The sequence below is a fragment of the Pseudomonas sp. PvP028 genome, assembly GCF_017832255.1.
GTDB classification, from domain to species: domain Bacteria; phylum Pseudomonadota; class Gammaproteobacteria; order Pseudomonadales; family Pseudomonadaceae; genus Aquipseudomonas; species Aquipseudomonas syringae.
Genome location: NZ_JAFIBL010000001.1, coordinates 63,759 through 78,506 on the forward strand (window position 1 = coordinate 63,759; position 14,748 = coordinate 78,506).

14 protein-coding genes are annotated in these 14,748 nt (G+C 57.0%); 7 read left to right on the plus strand and 7 right to left on the minus strand.

Annotation, left to right across the window (positions count from 1 at the left end; translation table 11 throughout):
* Positions 1–5: 5 nt before the first annotated feature.
* The 3 genes from JOE34_RS00285 to JOE34_RS00295 all read left to right on the plus strand — a co-directional run bounded on the left by JOE34_RS00285 (position 6) and on the right by JOE34_RS00295 (position 4,792).
* Positions 6–494 carry an NUDIX domain-containing protein gene (locus JOE34_RS00285; RefSeq protein WP_080272546.1) on the plus strand — a complete coding sequence of 163 codons (489 nt, stop codon included), beginning with the start codon at positions 6–8 and terminating at the stop codon, positions 492–494.
* 476 nt (positions 495–970) lie between these two features.
* Positions 971–3,217, plus strand: a complete 2,247-nt coding sequence (locus tag JOE34_RS00290; protein WP_016567340.1) for an EAL domain-containing protein — start codon at positions 971–973, stop codon at positions 3,215–3,217.
* 318 nt (positions 3,218–3,535) lie between these two features.
* Positions 3,536–4,792 (plus strand): sensor domain-containing diguanylate cyclase, encoded by a 1,257-nt coding sequence (locus tag JOE34_RS00295; RefSeq protein WP_024664452.1) that lies wholly within the window; start codon positions 3,536–3,538, stop codon positions 4,790–4,792.
* A gap of 86 nt (positions 4,793–4,878) precedes the next feature.
* Here JOE34_RS00295 and JOE34_RS00300 read toward each other — a convergent pair whose 3' ends face one another.
* On the minus strand, positions 4,879–6,618 hold the full coding sequence (locus tag JOE34_RS00300; protein WP_004402981.1) for a dipeptidase: 1,740 nt from the start codon (positions 6,616–6,618) through the stop codon (positions 4,879–4,881).
* 132 nt (positions 6,619–6,750) lie between these two features.
* On the opposite strand from JOE34_RS00300, the gene JOE34_RS00305 reads away from it, so the two are divergent.
* Complete coding sequence (locus tag JOE34_RS00305; protein WP_024683265.1) at positions 6,751–7,713, plus strand: DUF6508 domain-containing protein; 963 nt, start codon at positions 6,751–6,753, stop codon at positions 7,711–7,713.
* Positions 7,714–7,768: 55 nt separating this feature from the next.
* Here JOE34_RS00305 and JOE34_RS00310 read toward each other — a convergent pair whose 3' ends face one another.
* Complete coding sequence (locus JOE34_RS00310) at positions 7,769–8,206, minus strand: GNAT family N-acetyltransferase (RefSeq protein ID WP_209994925.1); 438 nt, start codon at positions 8,204–8,206, stop codon at positions 7,769–7,771.
* 152 nt (positions 8,207–8,358) lie between these two features.
* Between JOE34_RS00310 and JOE34_RS00315 the strand changes: the two genes are divergently transcribed.
* The gene (locus JOE34_RS00315; protein WP_003320186.1) at positions 8,359–8,568 is read left to right on the plus strand and encodes an HVA1 family protein; all 210 of its coding nucleotides are present in this window, start codon (positions 8,359–8,361) and stop codon (positions 8,566–8,568) included.
* A gap of 109 nt (positions 8,569–8,677) precedes the next feature.
* Here JOE34_RS00315 and sodC read toward each other — a convergent pair whose 3' ends face one another.
* The 3 genes from sodC to JOE34_RS00330 all read right to left on the minus strand — a co-directional run bounded on the left by sodC (position 8,678) and on the right by JOE34_RS00330 (position 10,823).
* Complete coding sequence (gene sodC / locus JOE34_RS00320) at positions 8,678–9,196, minus strand: superoxide dismutase family protein (protein WP_010424448.1); 519 nt, start codon at positions 9,194–9,196, stop codon at positions 8,678–8,680.
* 244 nt (positions 9,197–9,440) lie between these two features.
* A complete protein-coding gene (locus tag JOE34_RS00325) occupies positions 9,441–10,451 on the minus strand; it encodes an NAD(P)-dependent alcohol dehydrogenase (RefSeq protein WP_003365244.1) in 1,011 nt (336 codons plus the stop codon).
* A gap of 63 nt (positions 10,452–10,514) precedes the next feature.
* Positions 10,515–10,823 carry a winged helix-turn-helix domain-containing protein gene (locus JOE34_RS00330; RefSeq protein ID WP_017277782.1) on the minus strand — a complete coding sequence of 103 codons (309 nt, stop codon included), beginning with the start codon at positions 10,821–10,823 and terminating at the stop codon, positions 10,515–10,517.
* A gap of 146 nt (positions 10,824–10,969) precedes the next feature.
* On the opposite strand from JOE34_RS00330, the gene JOE34_RS00335 reads away from it, so the two are divergent.
* Together JOE34_RS00335 and JOE34_RS00340 are read left to right on the plus strand one after the other, a co-directional pair.
* Positions 10,970–11,758 carry a transporter substrate-binding domain-containing protein gene (locus JOE34_RS00335; protein WP_046266766.1) on the plus strand — a complete coding sequence of 263 codons (789 nt, stop codon included), beginning with the start codon at positions 10,970–10,972 and terminating at the stop codon, positions 11,756–11,758.
* A 117-nt stretch (positions 11,759–11,875) separates the two neighbouring features.
* A complete protein-coding gene (locus tag JOE34_RS00340) occupies positions 11,876–12,874 on the plus strand; it encodes a hypothetical protein (RefSeq protein ID WP_046266767.1) in 999 nt (332 codons plus the stop codon).
* A gap of 56 nt (positions 12,875–12,930) precedes the next feature.
* Here the strand turns inward: JOE34_RS00340 and JOE34_RS00345 are convergent, their stop codons facing one another.
* The gene (locus JOE34_RS00345) at positions 12,931–13,950 is read right to left on the minus strand and encodes a branched-chain amino acid aminotransferase (protein WP_003314085.1); all 1,020 of its coding nucleotides are present in this window, start codon (positions 13,948–13,950) and stop codon (positions 12,931–12,933) included.
* A gap of 151 nt (positions 13,951–14,101) precedes the next feature.
* Positions 14,102–14,743, minus strand: a complete 642-nt coding sequence (locus JOE34_RS00350) for a CatB-related O-acetyltransferase (RefSeq protein WP_046266768.1) — start codon at positions 14,741–14,743, stop codon at positions 14,102–14,104.
* Positions 14,744–14,748: the final 5 nt, after the last annotated feature.

The window sequence follows — 14,748 nt, forward strand, 5'->3', positions numbered from 1 at the left end:
GTTTCATGTCAAATTTCCAGGTAGACAAACCATTGCGTGAGCGCAAATCATCGAGGCTGTTAATCGTCAGCCCGTCGATGACAATACTGCTTTTCAGATTTCAGCACACAAACGGGGCGTTGGCCGGCAGCAATTATTGGGCAACGCCTGGTGGAGGCGTCGAAAACGGCGAAACTTATGAGGCCGCCGCCATACGTGAATTGCGCGAAGAAACCGGTATCAGGGTCAACTCGGTCGCTGAGCATATTGCCAACAGACGTTTTCCAATGCTGCTCCCTAGTGGTGAGAGCGTACTCGCTGTTGAACGCTATTACGTTGTATATGCAGAGAGCCAGGTACTCTCTCGATCAGAATGGACGCTGCAGGAAACCCAGGTGATGACGGAGCATCGGTGGTGGTCCGCCCATGAACTGAACTCGACGACGGAAATCATCAAACCGGATGATCTAGTCAGAACGCTTGAGAAAGCGGGTGTCTTTAAAGCTGAGCGTTAGGAGCACCGTAACGCTACAAATAGCATGGCTGCGAACGACTCCAACTCCCCCATACTGGCTATTCATATGAGCAGGCCAACTTCGACTCTCCGTCTGACGCTATCACGCCACAGTAGCGCTAGCACTCCATGCGGATAGATATGATCCCATGCAACCTTTTCAAACCAGCCCTGTCCTAGCCATTAGTACATAATGGCACTTAACCATCATCTCGTATTCGATGTATTGACACATGACTCCCTACTGCAGATTCGCCGGTGAATGACCGTCTGGCTCTTTATGCAATGGGTCAGTCGTCGCCTCGACCAAACATCGTGAGCAACTTCAAGTCTGTACGTAGTCGCAGCTGAAAACTGCTAAGTCAACCAGGCCATGTCTGCGCGCAGCTGGAAGAGGTCCACAGGACGGATCCGCCGCTTATGCGCTGCCAAACATGATCCGGGCCACACATGCGCACCACTCAGGAATAGTGATCGATGAACCCACAGGGCTATGAGCACGACCACGTCATACCGACGAATATTGAAGATGTTGCCAAGGTATTGCAGGCCGCTGCTCACTCCGCCTCGTGCACCGCCGGTTTGCTGATGGTATCCAGCGCAACAGGCTGGGAGCAATTGGTCAGCTCCGGTCAAAGCCTGCCCAAAGCGGATGAGGCATGGTTGAGGATGATCTCGTCGTATGGCGACGTGGTGCTGGTCGGTCAGGACAGCCCGGCGAATACGATGGAAACCAACAGCTCGGGGTCTACGCTGATCTACGTTGCTATCCGTGGCTTCAGGCATGAATTGCTCGGCGCAATGCTGTTGCGCAACAGCGATCAAGCAATGGTGCTGAGCGCTGCGCAACGCTATGCGCTGCAGGCCCAGGCGGCTCATATTCGTACTTACCTGCAACCGGGACGTGATCCCGAAGCCAATAACCCGCTGGTCACCTCGTTCGAACGCCTGCGCTTGCTTGAGTCTGTGGTCATCAACGCCAATGACGCGATTCTTATCACCGAAGCGGAACCCATCGATCTGCCAGGCCCGCGTATCGTCTATTGCAACCCTGCGTTTCTGGCGATCACCGGCTTCACTGAAGAGGAAGTCATAGGTCGCACGCCCCGCATCCTGCAGTGCGAGGAAACCAGTCGGGCAACACTGGACGTTATTCGTGAGGCACTCAGTCACTGGCGGGCGGTTGAGGTCGAACTGCTCAACACCCGCAAGGATGGCAGCAAGTTCTGGGTCGAGTTGAGCATTGTGCCGGTGGCCAACGAAAAAGGCTGGTTCACCCACTGGGTGTCCGTGCAGCGCGATATCACCGAGCGCAAGGAGTCTCAGCAACTGGCTCAGCGAGCCCGTCTGGAGTGGGAGGAAAAGCTTGCGCTACAGAGCCGGCTGGAGGAGCGCGAACGCATTTCCGAAGAGCTGACCTATATCGCTTTTCACGATGAGCTGACCTCACTGTTCAACCGCGCTTACCTGATGAACGAGTTGACCACGGCCTTTGAAATCCGCGACCCCCGATACGAACGGGCAACGGTACTCTTTCTGGACCTGGACGGCTTCAAGGTAGTCAACGACAGCATGGGGCACCTGGCCGGTGACAAGTTGCTCAAGGCGGTCGCGAATCGATTGCAGACCTGCGTTCGCTCTAATGACGTTTTAGCGCGAATCGGCGGCGACGAATTTGCGATCCTGCTGATGGGCAAGGATCAGCCGGAGACTGCCGTAAAGATGGCTGAACGTATCGTCAGTCAATTGCACACGGCAATACAGATCGAAAACCAGGACATTTTCATCTCGTGCAGCATCGGTATCGTCACCGCAGGTGACAGCCATACCAAACCCGAAGAGTTGCTGCGTGACGCCGACGTTGCCATGTACTCCGCAAAAAAACAGGGCAGAGGGCGCTGGAGCATCTTCAACACCTCGATGCGCGAAGCGGCGATCGACACGCTGGTGATTCAGAACGCGCTGCGCCAGGCACTTGAAGACAAGGATTTCCTGGTCTTTTATCAGCCGATCTACAGCGGTAACTGTGAGCACCTGGTCGGGGTCGAGGCGCTGGTCAGGTGGAACCATGCCACCATGGGCATCATTTCTCCCGATGCGTTCATCCCGATTGCCGAAGACCTCGGGATCATTCATGAGCTGGGGGCCTGGGTCATGCATCAGGCCTGTAGCGAAGTGCAGGCCTGGCGCAAGGAGTTCTCTCACCTGGACCTGAGGCTCAACGTCAATGTGTCCGGGAAAGAGCTGAGCCACCCTGGATTCGTCGATCAGGTGACACGGATCATCGCCACCACCGGCCTGCCCGCGGGCCAGCTTCAGATCGAGGTCACCGAATCAGTGTTTCTCTATCAGCCTGACGCGATCGCCGAGGTTCTCCGGCAGATCAGGCAGCTTGGCGTGAGAGTGGCGCTGGATGATTTCGGCACGGGTTACAGCTCGCTCGGCTACATTGACCGTTACCCGATCGATGCCGTGAAGATCGATCGGTCCTTCGTGTCCCGAATGATGACATATGAGCGCAGCAAAGCCATTGTCAGCAGCATCCTGTCGCTGGGCCGAGCGCTGAATCTGGATATCACGGCGGAAGGCGTGGAGACAGCGGAACAATACAACCTGCTGCGCAAAATGGGCTGCCCTTACTTTCAGGGCTATCTGCTAAACAGGCCGATGCGCTCAGAGGCACTGCTGCACATCATCAAGTCCGCTGCCGAGTGCACGGCCTGATCTACCCCGACGTTGATGGGCCGGAATGACTCCCGGCCATTGCGCAGCCTGAGCGTGAGCATGCTGTCTTGTAATGTGTCTCTACCTGTAAAATCTTGCCAATGACCTGGTAACTGATCCAGGAAGCTCTGCGCAGCGTACTGAATACCGTCGTGATGGGCGTCATGCACCCGTTTATTCATGGCGGTATAGTGCCTGTGCAACCAGTGCTCGGTGCCTGCGGTCCAACTTACTGCATCCATTGTCCAACCGGCATTGCGTCACACATTATCTGATCAGAGCCGCGATCAATTAACGGATCACTCGACAGGAAATCAGATGACCTCATCCAGCCAGCGTCTTGCCTTGCTTGAAGCCGTTGTTGAACAGTCATTCAATGCCGTATTGATCACCGACGCCAATCTGGCCAATGGCGGCCCCTTCATCGTGTACGTCAATCCGGCCTTCTGCTCCATGACCGGCTACACGGCAGAGGCATTGATCGGTGCCTCACCACGGATCCTGCAAGGCCCGGACACCGATCCTCAAGTGATCGAGCGGATGCGCGAATGCCTGAGCGAAAGTCTTTTTTTCGAAGGGTCGACGGTCAATTACCGCGCGGACGGAAGTCCTTACATCGTCGAGTGGAAAATTTCTCCCGTGCGCGACGATGCAGGTACGGTGTGCAACTTTGTCTCTGTGCAGCAGAACATCAGCCCGCGCATCCGCGCCGAGCGTGAGCAACACCTGCTGGCGCAGGCACTGAACGCTGCGCTTGATCCGATTATCATCACCGACTGCAATTCCACCATCGTGTTTGCCAATGAAGCCTTTCAGCAGATCACTGGCTACAGCAGCAGCGAAATCCTCGGCGAAAACCCGCGGATGCTGAGCTCTGGAAAACACGATGAGGCGTTCTATGTGCAATTCAAGGAAGCGCTGAAGAGTGGCGCCCCGCTTCGCACGACCTTCATCAACAAGCGCAAGGACGGCTCGCTGTTCTATGCGGAACACAGCATTTCGCCGCTCTGTAACCTTGAAGGCGCAGTCACCCACTATGTCAGCATCAGCCAGGATGTGACCACACGCCTGGGCCGCGAACAAAAGTTGCTGGAGATTGCTCACAGCGATCCGCTGACCGGGCTGGATAACCGTCGCTCAGCCGAGCATACGCTTGAGCGACAGATACCTGCGGTAAGTATGTCGGGCAAGCCGTTCAGCCTGATCATCTGCGATATCGATCATTTCAAGGCGGTCAATGACCGGTACGGCCATCCTGCCGGGGACAGCGTAATCACCAGCGTTGCGGCCATCCTCAAACAACGTATCCGCCTGTTGGACGTCGCCGCTCGATGGGGAGGAGAAGAGTTTCTGATCCTGGTGCCCGACAGCTCGTTGAAACAGGCGGCCGAACTCGCGGAGCGCATTCGCAAAAGCGTTGAAAGCCTGGTGATTCCGGAAACCGGATCGGTGACCATTTCTCTGGGCGTTGCAGAACTCAGCGCCGGGGAAACGGCCGCCAGCCTCATTCAGCGTGCAGACAAGGCGCTTTATCAGGCCAAGCGCCTGGGCCGCAACCGGGTGGAATGCGCTTAGACCAAGACTCGGTTTTACTCGTTGCCCGCCTCGTTTGCCTGCGCATTGAACCCGGGCCTGTCATTTCGACAGGCCCGGGCGTCGTGTCAGAGCTTCGGCAGTTGTCCGATACGCCCCATCATCTCAGTGACGATCTGCAGATCCAGCAAGAACTGGCCGGTGGTCTTGAACTCGTTGTCCGTATGACCGGTGTATTTGACTTCGGGTCTCGCCAAACCGAACTGCACCCCGTTGGGCAATGAATGGACCGACGTAGCGCCAGCCGACGTGCCAAAGGTGTGTTCCATACCGAGATTTTCACTGGCCACAGCGAGCAGCGCCTTGACCCACTCACCCTCGGGGTTGCGGTACATCGGCTCGGCGATGGAATAGTCGAACACTGGCCTGATAGCGGTTTTCGTACTCCAGGCGGCGAGCTTTTCGGCGATTTCGGATTTGAGCTCCTGCGGGGACTTGCCTTTCGGCACACGCAGATTGACCGCTAGTTTGAATGCCTTTTCATCCATTGCGACGTACGTCAAGGATGCTGTGAGAGGCCCCATGAAGTCGTCGGAGAACCCCACGCCCAACTTGCTTCCCAGGTAATCGAGTCCCCAGTTGTCGGCGGCATAGCGAGCAGCATCGGTGATCTGGTTGTGTTTAAGCGCAACCTTGCCCTGCAGACTGTTAATGAAGTCCAGCATCCTCGCGACCGGGTTGACGCCGGACTGGGGTGCCGATGAGTGCGCGGACACGCCGGTCACAGTCAGCTTGACGTCCTTGCCGTCGACCCTGGCATCGACCTCGAAGTCACCGCCATTGCTTTTCACGTACTCGGCACTGACCTGTTGCAAGCTTGCAGCCAGCTCGGCAGGTTTGTCAGTCAGTAGAGTGGCGACCGACTTCGACGGAATCTGATTGGTGGCCATGCCCCCGGTCATTGAAACAATCTCGGCCCCCTCGCCTTCAGCCTCGCGTCGGGCAAAGCTGGCCATGACCGTGCCGTAACCTTTTTCGGCAATCACGACCGGGTAACCGCCATCCAGCGCCAGGTTGTAGGCGGGCGTCGGGTTACGCTCAAAATAGTAAGGGATTGCGTCGCCGGCCGTTTCTTCCGTGGTATCGATCAGCAACTTGAAGTTTCTGGCCAGCGGCAGCTTTTCTTCCTTGATGACTTTCATGGCATAGAGCGCAACCACAATACCGTTCTTGTCGTCCTCGGTGCCGCGTCCATACATGCGATCACCGATCAGCGTCACCTTGAACGGGTCCAGACGAGTGCCGTCAGGCAAGACCCAGTTGTCCGGCGTGACCGGTACAACATCGGCATGCACATGAATGCCAACTACTTCATCACCAGCGCCATCGAGCGAGACTTCATACACACGGTTATCGACGTTGCGAAACTTCAGATTGAAGCCCTCGGCCAGGCGCTTGATCGTGTCGGCGATCTTTATGAACGCCGGGTTTTCATGCTGGGCAACGCCGTCGACACGAACCGTGGGAATAGCCACTAGCTCACGCAGGGTTTCAGTGGCCGCGCTGCCGTACTTCATGCGGGTATACAAACCGAGCAAGCGATGAATGTCGTTTTGTTGCGCTGCGGAAAGTTGCTTGTTGTCGAGAAAGGCACTGATGGCCGAGCCAAAATCGGCAGTTTTAACCACATCAGCACTGGCAAGATTGTTCAGAAACTGCCTGAAATCCTTTACCGATGCATCATTGAATGTCTTGAGGATAACGGCGCTCTGTTGTGCAGTGACAGTGGCGTTTGCCAGACTGGTGAACGACGATAGACTGGCGAGTATCAAGGTGGAAGCAGCCAGTTTTTTGAGTGACAGGTTCATGGTTGAAGGCATTCCTTGGCAGGCAAAGCGCGAATTTTTCTGATCGTTTGATCAGGAAGCATTTCAACTTACACCAAGAGCAATGATGCGAGAATCCCCTTTTGAATCGAGGCGATGCACTGGAGTGCCCATATGATCAAGCTGCTGATGCGCCTGAAAGCGCGCTTCGACCGAAAGTCCAAGGGGCAGCAGTCTGATCGGTTGCCGCCTGCGCAGCCTGCCGATCAGCAAGAATCCATGTCACGCGTGCAGGAAAATCTGGCTTGGCTGCCAGTCTATAGAGAGCCGGAGCCACTGCGTCTGCAGCCGCCTGCCTGCCCCCCATTGAGGCAACAGGACGAACCGCTGCGAGCCCGCTACCACGCCTACGTTGCGCAAACGGAACAGGCTGATCCAGCCAGTCAGGACGAGTCATGCCGTGAAACAGGACGGCAGTTGGCCAGAGAGCTGCAGTCAGCGGCAATCGACATCGTTACGTCAAAAGCCGAAAGCTCGCCGGATGTTTATTGGCTGACTCAATCCGCTGCTATTGCTTCGCTGTTTGCCGACGGCGCGCAATCGGACGCGTTTCAACGCTATCAAGAATATGTGCAGCACTACAAAGACCAGCGACTGACGGCCGGGCAAGTATGGGCGTTTGATATTTATGTGGCCGAACATACGCCAAGACAGGTCAGGACATTTCTGCCACATCCCTCAAGCGAAACACGTTTGCCTGATGAACCCTCGCCGGGGGCCGACGATATTGACCAGTTACTCTCCTACCTGCCACTGCTGTACCCAGACGGCGTGGCGATCAAGAGTTATATCATCAAGGAAAACACCTATTGGCCAGACTACTTTCCGGTAGTCGAAGCGTTTTATCGCGCGGTGGCCAAAGACTGCTGGTGTGACATTGATTACCTTAATCATGGCGCGGCGGACATGCTCAATGACGACATCTATATCGCCCAGGCAAACCTCGCTGATATGCAAACGCTGCTGACGTACTGCATCAGAGGCGAGCGTTTTTGCGATGGACACCATGGCGCGATGATTGAAAAAGGCTACGTGCTGAAGATCCTGCGCAGGCTGGCGGTGTTGCGCGAAGATTGAAGTTCGCGGCAAGCAGGCGGTGTGCCGGGCGATGGCAGCGCCCATCGTACTTCTTTCACATGCGCTCCTGTGCACCGAACGACTTCAACAGCGTATGCCGGCTCCAGTGGCCACAGTAGCGTGGAAGGCATGCGATCGGCACATAACCGCAACGCGCGTACCATCTGGCGACATCGTCATCCAGCGTTTCGATCAGAGCGTCAGTACAGCCTCGCTCGATGGCCAACGCTTCAAGCCTGTGCAGGGTCTGCGCCCCGAGCCCTTTTCCGCGCGACCCGGCATCGATCCAGAGGTAACTCACAAACAGCCGCTGGAACTCGGTTCGGCCTGTGGCGCTGCCAATCAATAGATCGTTCTCCATGATCATGCAGGCAATAGGATCAGCCATTCCCCCTTTCGCCTCGGACAATGCGCGGCCGTGTTGCAAGACGCCGTCAGCCACAACCCGAGTTTGATCATCAGCAATCTGGGCACCTGTAAGCCACTTCATCATGTCAGCACTTCCTTCTTAACGAACTGCAGATACATGAGCAAGATAAAGGCCAACCACCCGATCAAACACAGTGAATTCTTCCCCCGCCGAACACTCCGAACAGTACCGAGCGAACGCCGCAGATCAGTCGCTCTCCACTCGAGGACATCTCAATGACCACCGCATTCAAAGTTGGCGACGCCGTACACTGGAACTCCGAGGCAGGCCAGGTGCATGGCAAAGTCACCAAAGTACATGTGCAGGACGTGGAGTTCATGGGCAAACATCGGCCCGCTTCAAAGGACGATCCGCAGTACGAAGTGAAAAGCGACAAGACCGGTCATTCGGCGATGCATCATGGGGATGCGCTCAAGCACGCGTGATTGCTCTGCGCCGCGTCGTGGAGAGAACGGTGTAGCGCCCTTCTCACTCACGCGAGAAAGCTGTAACCATTGGCGTGCCTGCATCCGAAACGGATGCAGGCACGCGGCATCAGATCACGCCGCAGGCAGCACGATCACCGCCACCGCCGAGAGGTGCGGGGTGGTCGGAATGGTTGTCGCCGCCGGCGTGAACCATCAGCGCGTGGCCTTTGACTTTCGAGAGTTTCTTCAGGCGTGGGGCAAGCACCGGATAACTCGCAGTGCCGTCAGCAGCCACGTACAGCGCAGGCAGATCGCCTAGATGGCCATCGGCGTAAGGCCCAAGATGCTTGCCGGTCTTGGCCGGGTCAAAGTGACCGCCAGCCGCGAGGGCTGCAACCTTCTTGCCGTCCTTGGTACCCGCTTCGCAACTGCCGTTTTCATGCACATGAAAACCGTGGATGCCTGCAGGCAGCTCTTTCAGATTCGGAGTGAACAGCAAACCGTATTGCGTTTCGCTCACCGTAACGCTGCCGATAGGTTTGGGCGCGCCATCAGCGCTGACCAGATTGATCGGAACGTCCAGCGATGCAGCCTGAACACCGAAAGAGAAAACGCCAAGCAGACCTAGCAAAAGATGAGGTTTCATAATTTCAATGCGTCCCTGATCTGATAATCGAATTGAACGTGGCACCAGGCAGCGCGGAGGCTGCACAGCACGAACGTCTTTCATGCCACAGAGGATGTGACCACAGACCTGCGAACTTGATGCAAGGAAATGAACGGGGGTCGCCGGGGAAAGTAATGCAAAACATCACGACTGGCCTGCCGACACCAAGGTCGGCAGGCCAGCGCTGTTCACCTGTGCTCAGTTAACAGCACAGTGGTGCGGATCAGATATCCAGGCAGATCTTGCCGAAATGCTGATTGGTTTCCTGATAACGGAACGCTTCGACGATGTCGGTCATCGGGAAGGAACGGTCCATGACCGGACGCATGCCGTTGGCATCAATGGCGCGGATCATGTCCTGTTGCTGGGTGCGACTGCCGACCAGCACGCCCTGCATGCGCAGTTGTTTGACCAGCGCCGGCACGAACTCCAGTTGACCGGCAACACCGCTCAGAATGCCGATGACCGAGATGTGGCCAGCGACCCGTGCCGCATTCATGGAATGCTGCAGGGTCGATGGACCGCCCACATCGATGATGTGATCCACACCACGGCCGCCGGTCAGCTTGCGGGCAGTCTCGCCCCAGTTGCTGTCCTTGCGGTAGTTGATCAGGTGGTCGGCGCCCATGGCTTGCAGACGCTCCAGTTTTTCATCACTCGACGACGTGGCGATAACGGTCGCACCGACCATCTTGGCGAACTGCAACGCGAAAATCGATACACCGCCAGTGCCCTGCACCAGGACAGTATCGCCGGCTTTCAACGCGTCATCGACCATCAGCGCACGCCACGCGGTCAGGCCAGCGGTGGTCAGCGTGGACGCTTCGGCATGGCTGTAGCCCTTTGGCGCAAGGGTGAACGAGGTGGCACGGGCAGTGACCTGCTCGCGGGCATAACCGTCGACGCCATCACCCGGCACCGTGACAAAACCTTCAACCAGTGGCTCGCCGCTGATCCATTCCGGGAAGAACGTGCTGACCACGGAGTCGCCAACCGCGAACTCGCTGACGCCCTCGCCTACTGCGGTGACGACGCCTGCACCATCGGCCATGGGAATGCGTTTTTCCGTCGGTGCCCACATGCCGGTGACGACCGCGAAGTCGTGATAGTTGAGCGAGTTGGCGTGCAGACGCACAGTGATCTCACCGGCTTTAGGTGCAAGCACTTCGCTTTCGCCAACGCTGACCTGATCGTAGCCGCCGCCAGCCTGCACGTAGATGGTTGTATTGCTCATGGTCAATCTCCTATCAATTCAACATTACGCAAAATGACGAAATGTGTAAATAACGCTCAAAGCCTAGAGTTCTTTCTTGAGCCTGTCGGCAAACCGGTCGATGGCCTGCTCATCACGGCGAAAATAGGTCCACTTGCCAATCCTCGTTGCCTGAACCAGCCCGGCACGTTGCAGGATGGCCAGATGCGCAGACGCGGTAGAAGCCGACAGGTTGGCCTTGGCCTGAATGTGCGACACGCACACGCCTATCGCCGGATCACCGTGGTCCTGGGGAGGGAAATGGGCTTGCGGGTTTTTCAGCCACTCCATGATCAACATGCGAGTGTCATTGCCGACCGCTTTGATTTGCTCAAGAATCATGGGGCACAACATTACGCTTTTTTACGAAATGTTCAACCCCTGATTTACCCTCCTCCGGCCAACGGCATGTTTTGATTACAGCTTCACATCGACGTGACAAATGAAGCAATCTGTCGACTCCAATAAAATCGACCGCACCGCTGAGAGCATCCAGACTCATGATGAATCTTAAATACAGCGCCCTGACCGCCCTGCTGCTGGGCATCACAGGCATGGCTCAGGCTCAGGACTACACCTCGCATCTGGACAAGGTGCTGCAAACTGGCCAGTTGGCTGTCTGCACCACTGGCGACTACAAGCCCTATACCCTGCTGCGCGAAGACGGTGAGTACGAAGGCATTGATATCACCATGGCCCGTTCACTGGCCAAGAGCCTGGGGGTGAATGTGCAGTGGGTGCCCACGACGTGGAAAAACCTGATGCCGGACATGGTCGCCGGTAAATGCGACATCGGTATGGGCGGCATCTCGGTGAGTCTGGAACGCCAGAAAAAAGCGTTTTTCAGCAACACGCTGGACGTCGATGGCAAAATCCCGCTGGTGCGCTGCGCCGATCAGGCCCTGTATCAGACTGTCGAGCAGATCAACCAGCCCTCTGTGCGTTTGATCGAACCCGCCGGTGGCACCAATGAAGCCTTCGCTCGCGCTCATCTGCCAAAGGCGTCCCTTGCATTTCACGACAACAAGACCATCTTCCAGGAGCTGCTGGACAAGAAAGCTGACGTGATGATCACCGATGCTTCCGAAGCGCTCTACCAGCAGAAACGCATGCCCGGCCTGTGTGCGGTCAATCCGACCCGGTACATGCAATACGGCGAAAAGGCCTACCTGTTGCCACGCGATGATGTGACCTGGAAAGGCTACGTGGACCAATGGCTGCACCTGAGCAAGGCCACCGGCGAGTATCAGCAGGCGCTGGGAGAATGGCTGGCAGTGCCCGCCGAGTGAGTATGAAGCGGTGTTGCCGGGCACTGCCTTCGACGTCCTGCTGTGCAATGGTTGCAAGGCGTGTCCGGGTGAAATAGCGTGTTACGGCAACTCTCACTGGAAGGCAGCCAAACGAGCATGAAGCCCAGCAAACCCATCACCCGTGCGTACTGTGTCGAACTGCAGCAGGAGCTGTCGATCGCCGCTGCCCGACGCGAATACTTCTCTCAGGAGCCGCCACGCGCACGCTTCGAGTTTCTCTGCTCGACCGAGGCGTGCAGGACAATGGGGGCGAAGGTTACCGGGGTTCGCTATGACGTGAAGCCACAGGACAACCCAACCTTCGTCGCCGCGCACTTTCGCGCCAACCCGCATTACGACCATCACTCGGGCTGCGAATGGGTGGATGAGCGCGCAGAAGCAGAGGAAGAATCGAACGATCCGGTCGAAGAAACCGATGTACAGACACGCTTGCGCAAGGCCAAACGCAAGCTGGACGACTACATCGATATCTTCGACCCGGTCATCAAGGCGCCGACCAAGGACACGTCCGGCCCGGAAAAACCCGATGCTGGCGCCCAGCGCCCTGCTGCAACGCTTCCAGTCACAGAACCAGCCAAGCCACCAACTGCTCGCTACAGCGAAACCCGCACCAACAATCTTGAGCGGCTGGTGGACAGCTATCGGCAGGCCAAGGCCGAGCTGTCACTGGAAGACTTCAAGCTGCTGAAGCTGAAAATTCCGGGGCAGGGCGAGGTTTCGTTGCGCTCGTATTTTCGCCATATCAAATACGCGCAATCAGGCGATAACGGCCGGGTGCTGTTCGGAGGCGGTCTGGTGGAGCAGCGGTACGGGCTGGGTTTCAAGTTCAGGTTCTTCGACCGTCTGGACGGCAAACTGGTGACGCTCTACGTATCGCCCGCGCAGATGCAGGCCTATCGCTCCAGCCGCTACATCAGTGAGCTGCTGAGCCATGCGGAGGACGTGAAGTTTTTCACGGTGTATGCGCTGGGAACGGTCACACAGAGCCCGTCAGGCAAAAGCTATGGCCTGGAGGTCGACGACTTGCGGCATCTGGCGATCGTGCTGGGGCCGGCGAAGGAGCCGCTTGAGGAAGGGAAAACACCTGAAGCCTGAGCATTGGGCCGAGGATCGTTCCAGCGTTCGACGCTGGAACGATCCGGGTCAGCTCATCAGACCTTGACGATCCAGCCGGCTGGCGCCTCGATGTCACCGGACTGAACGCCGGTCAGTTCCTTGTACAGGCGCTGAGTGACAGGACCGACTTCGGTCTGGCTGTAGAACACGTGCAGGTTGTCCTTGTAGGAAATCCCGCCGATCGGAGTAATGACAGCAGCCGTGCCGCATGCGCCCGCTTCCTTGAACTCGCCGAGCTGGTCGATGAACACATCACCCTCTTCGACCGTCAGGCCCAGACGGGATTTCGCCAGTTCGATCAACGACAGGCGGGTGATCCCCGGCAGCACCGATGGCGACTTGGGCGTCAGAAACACATCGTCCTTGGTGATGGCAAAGAAGTTGGCCGAACCCACTTCCTCGATCTTGGAGTGGGTCTGCGGATCGAGATAGATGCAATCTGCAAAGCTGTGCTTCTTGGCTTCAGAACCGGGCATCAGGCTGGCAGCATAGTTACCGCCGACCTTGGCCGCGCCTGTGCCGTTGGGCGCAGCGCGGTCGTAGCCGGAGATGACGAAATTGTTCGGCTTCAGGCCACCTTTGAAATAGGCGCCCACCGGAATGCAGAAAATCGAGAAGATGAACTCAGGCGCCGTGCGCACGCCGATGTTGTCACCCACACCGATGACGAACGGGCGCAGGTACAACGCGCCGCCGGACCCGTAAGGCGGAATGAAACGTTCGTTGGCCTTGACCACCTGTTTGCAGGCTTCAATGAATACATCGGTCGGGACGTGGGGCATCAACAGGCGGGAGCAGCTGCGCTGCATGCGCTGAGCGTTCTGATCGGGACGGAACAGATTGATCGAGCCATCCTTGCAGCGGTAAGCCTTGAGGCCCTCGAAGCACTGCTGACCATAATGCAGCGCGGTCGACCCTTCGCTGATATGCAGCGTGTTGTCCTCGGTCAGCGAGCCCTGATCCCAGGCACCGTCGCGCCAATGAGAAAGGTAGCGCTTGTCGGTCTTGATGTAATCAAAACCCAGAGTGTCCCAGTTGATGCTTTCTTGACTCATAACGCCCTCTATCATTTTAGCGACTGCCTGGTCGAGTCAGGCCAATGCCTTATTCTGCCAGATCATTCGGGCCATGAGGCTCGAAATAAATGCAAACCGACATGGCATTTCTGAAGCAGGCTTGCGGGCAGGAGCCTCATGAGTCCAGAGCTCACCCGACCGGGAGCGGAGGCGCTACCTGGCGCTCGCGGATATAGTCGATAAACGTGTCCATATCCGAGCTGCACAACGTTCGTGCAACGGACTTGACCTCTTCGACAGGCCAGTCCCACCAGGCCGCCTGAAGCAGCAACTGGCGAATGTCTTCGTCGAATCGCCAACGGATGAATTTGCAGGGGTTGCCTCCCACCACCGAATAGGGAGCCACGTCCCGAACGACCATCGCACCTGCCGCGACAATGGCGCCATGGCCGATGGTGACACCCGACACAATGGTTGCATTGGCGCAAATCCAGCAGTCGCTGCCGATCACCACATCGCCCTTGCTCGGCGCGTAATCCTGAATATCCGCGACTTGCGCGACCATCGCCGGGAACGGGTACGTTGTAATCCAGTCCGTGCGATGCTCACCGCCCAGTAGAATTTTCACACCCCCGGCAATGGAGGTATAAGCACCGACCCTGAACACCGAATCGTCACCAAAGTCGACAATATCCGGAATGCCGTAAGTCCCCACGCCAACGACCGCACGCGGGTATTTCAATCTGATTTTTTCGGCGTGCCTGTCCAGCTTGTCCATCTTGCGCAACTGCTTGCGTATTTTTCTATTTTTCAACAGCTCGATAAATTTCATATCTT

What these genes read in the sequence shown, in the direction of transcription:
- JOE34_RS00285 (WP_080272546.1), top strand. Translation starts at nt 6, where the DNA reads ATGTCAAATTTCCAGGTAGACAAACCATTGCGTGAGCGCAAATCATCG.
- JOE34_RS00290 (WP_016567340.1), top strand. Translation starts at nt 971, where the DNA reads ATGAACCCACAGGGCTATGAGCACGACCACGTCATACCGACGAATATT.
- JOE34_RS00295 (WP_024664452.1), top strand. Translation starts at nt 3,536, where the DNA reads ATGACCTCATCCAGCCAGCGTCTTGCCTTGCTTGAAGCCGTTGTTGAA.
- JOE34_RS00300 (WP_004402981.1), bottom strand. Translation starts at nt 6,618, where the DNA reads ATGAACCTGTCACTCAAAAAACTGGCTGCTTCCACCTTGATACTCGCC.
- JOE34_RS00305 (WP_024683265.1), top strand. Translation starts at nt 6,751, where the DNA reads ATGATCAAGCTGCTGATGCGCCTGAAAGCGCGCTTCGACCGAAAGTCC.
- JOE34_RS00310 (WP_209994925.1), bottom strand. Translation starts at nt 8,206, where the DNA reads ATGATGAAGTGGCTTACAGGTGCCCAGATTGCTGATGATCAAACTCGG.
- JOE34_RS00315 (WP_003320186.1), top strand. Translation starts at nt 8,359, where the DNA reads ATGACCACCGCATTCAAAGTTGGCGACGCCGTACACTGGAACTCCGAG.
- sodC (WP_010424448.1), bottom strand. Translation starts at nt 9,196, where the DNA reads ATGAAACCTCATCTTTTGCTAGGTCTGCTTGGCGTTTTCTCTTTCGGT.
- JOE34_RS00325 (WP_003365244.1), bottom strand. Translation starts at nt 10,451, where the DNA reads ATGAGCAATACAACCATCTACGTGCAGGCTGGCGGCGGCTACGATCAG.
- JOE34_RS00330 (WP_017277782.1), bottom strand. Translation starts at nt 10,823, where the DNA reads ATGTTGTGCCCCATGATTCTTGAGCAAATCAAAGCGGTCGGCAATGAC.
- JOE34_RS00335 (WP_046266766.1), top strand. Translation starts at nt 10,970, where the DNA reads ATGATGAATCTTAAATACAGCGCCCTGACCGCCCTGCTGCTGGGCATC.
- JOE34_RS00340 (WP_046266767.1), top strand. Translation starts at nt 11,876, where the DNA reads ATGAAGCCCAGCAAACCCATCACCCGTGCGTACTGTGTCGAACTGCAG.
- JOE34_RS00345 (WP_003314085.1), bottom strand. Translation starts at nt 13,950, where the DNA reads ATGAGTCAAGAAAGCATCAACTGGGACACTCTGGGTTTTGATTACATC.
- JOE34_RS00350 (WP_046266768.1), bottom strand. Translation starts at nt 14,743, where the DNA reads ATGAAATTTATCGAGCTGTTGAAAAATAGAAAAATACGCAAGCAGTTG.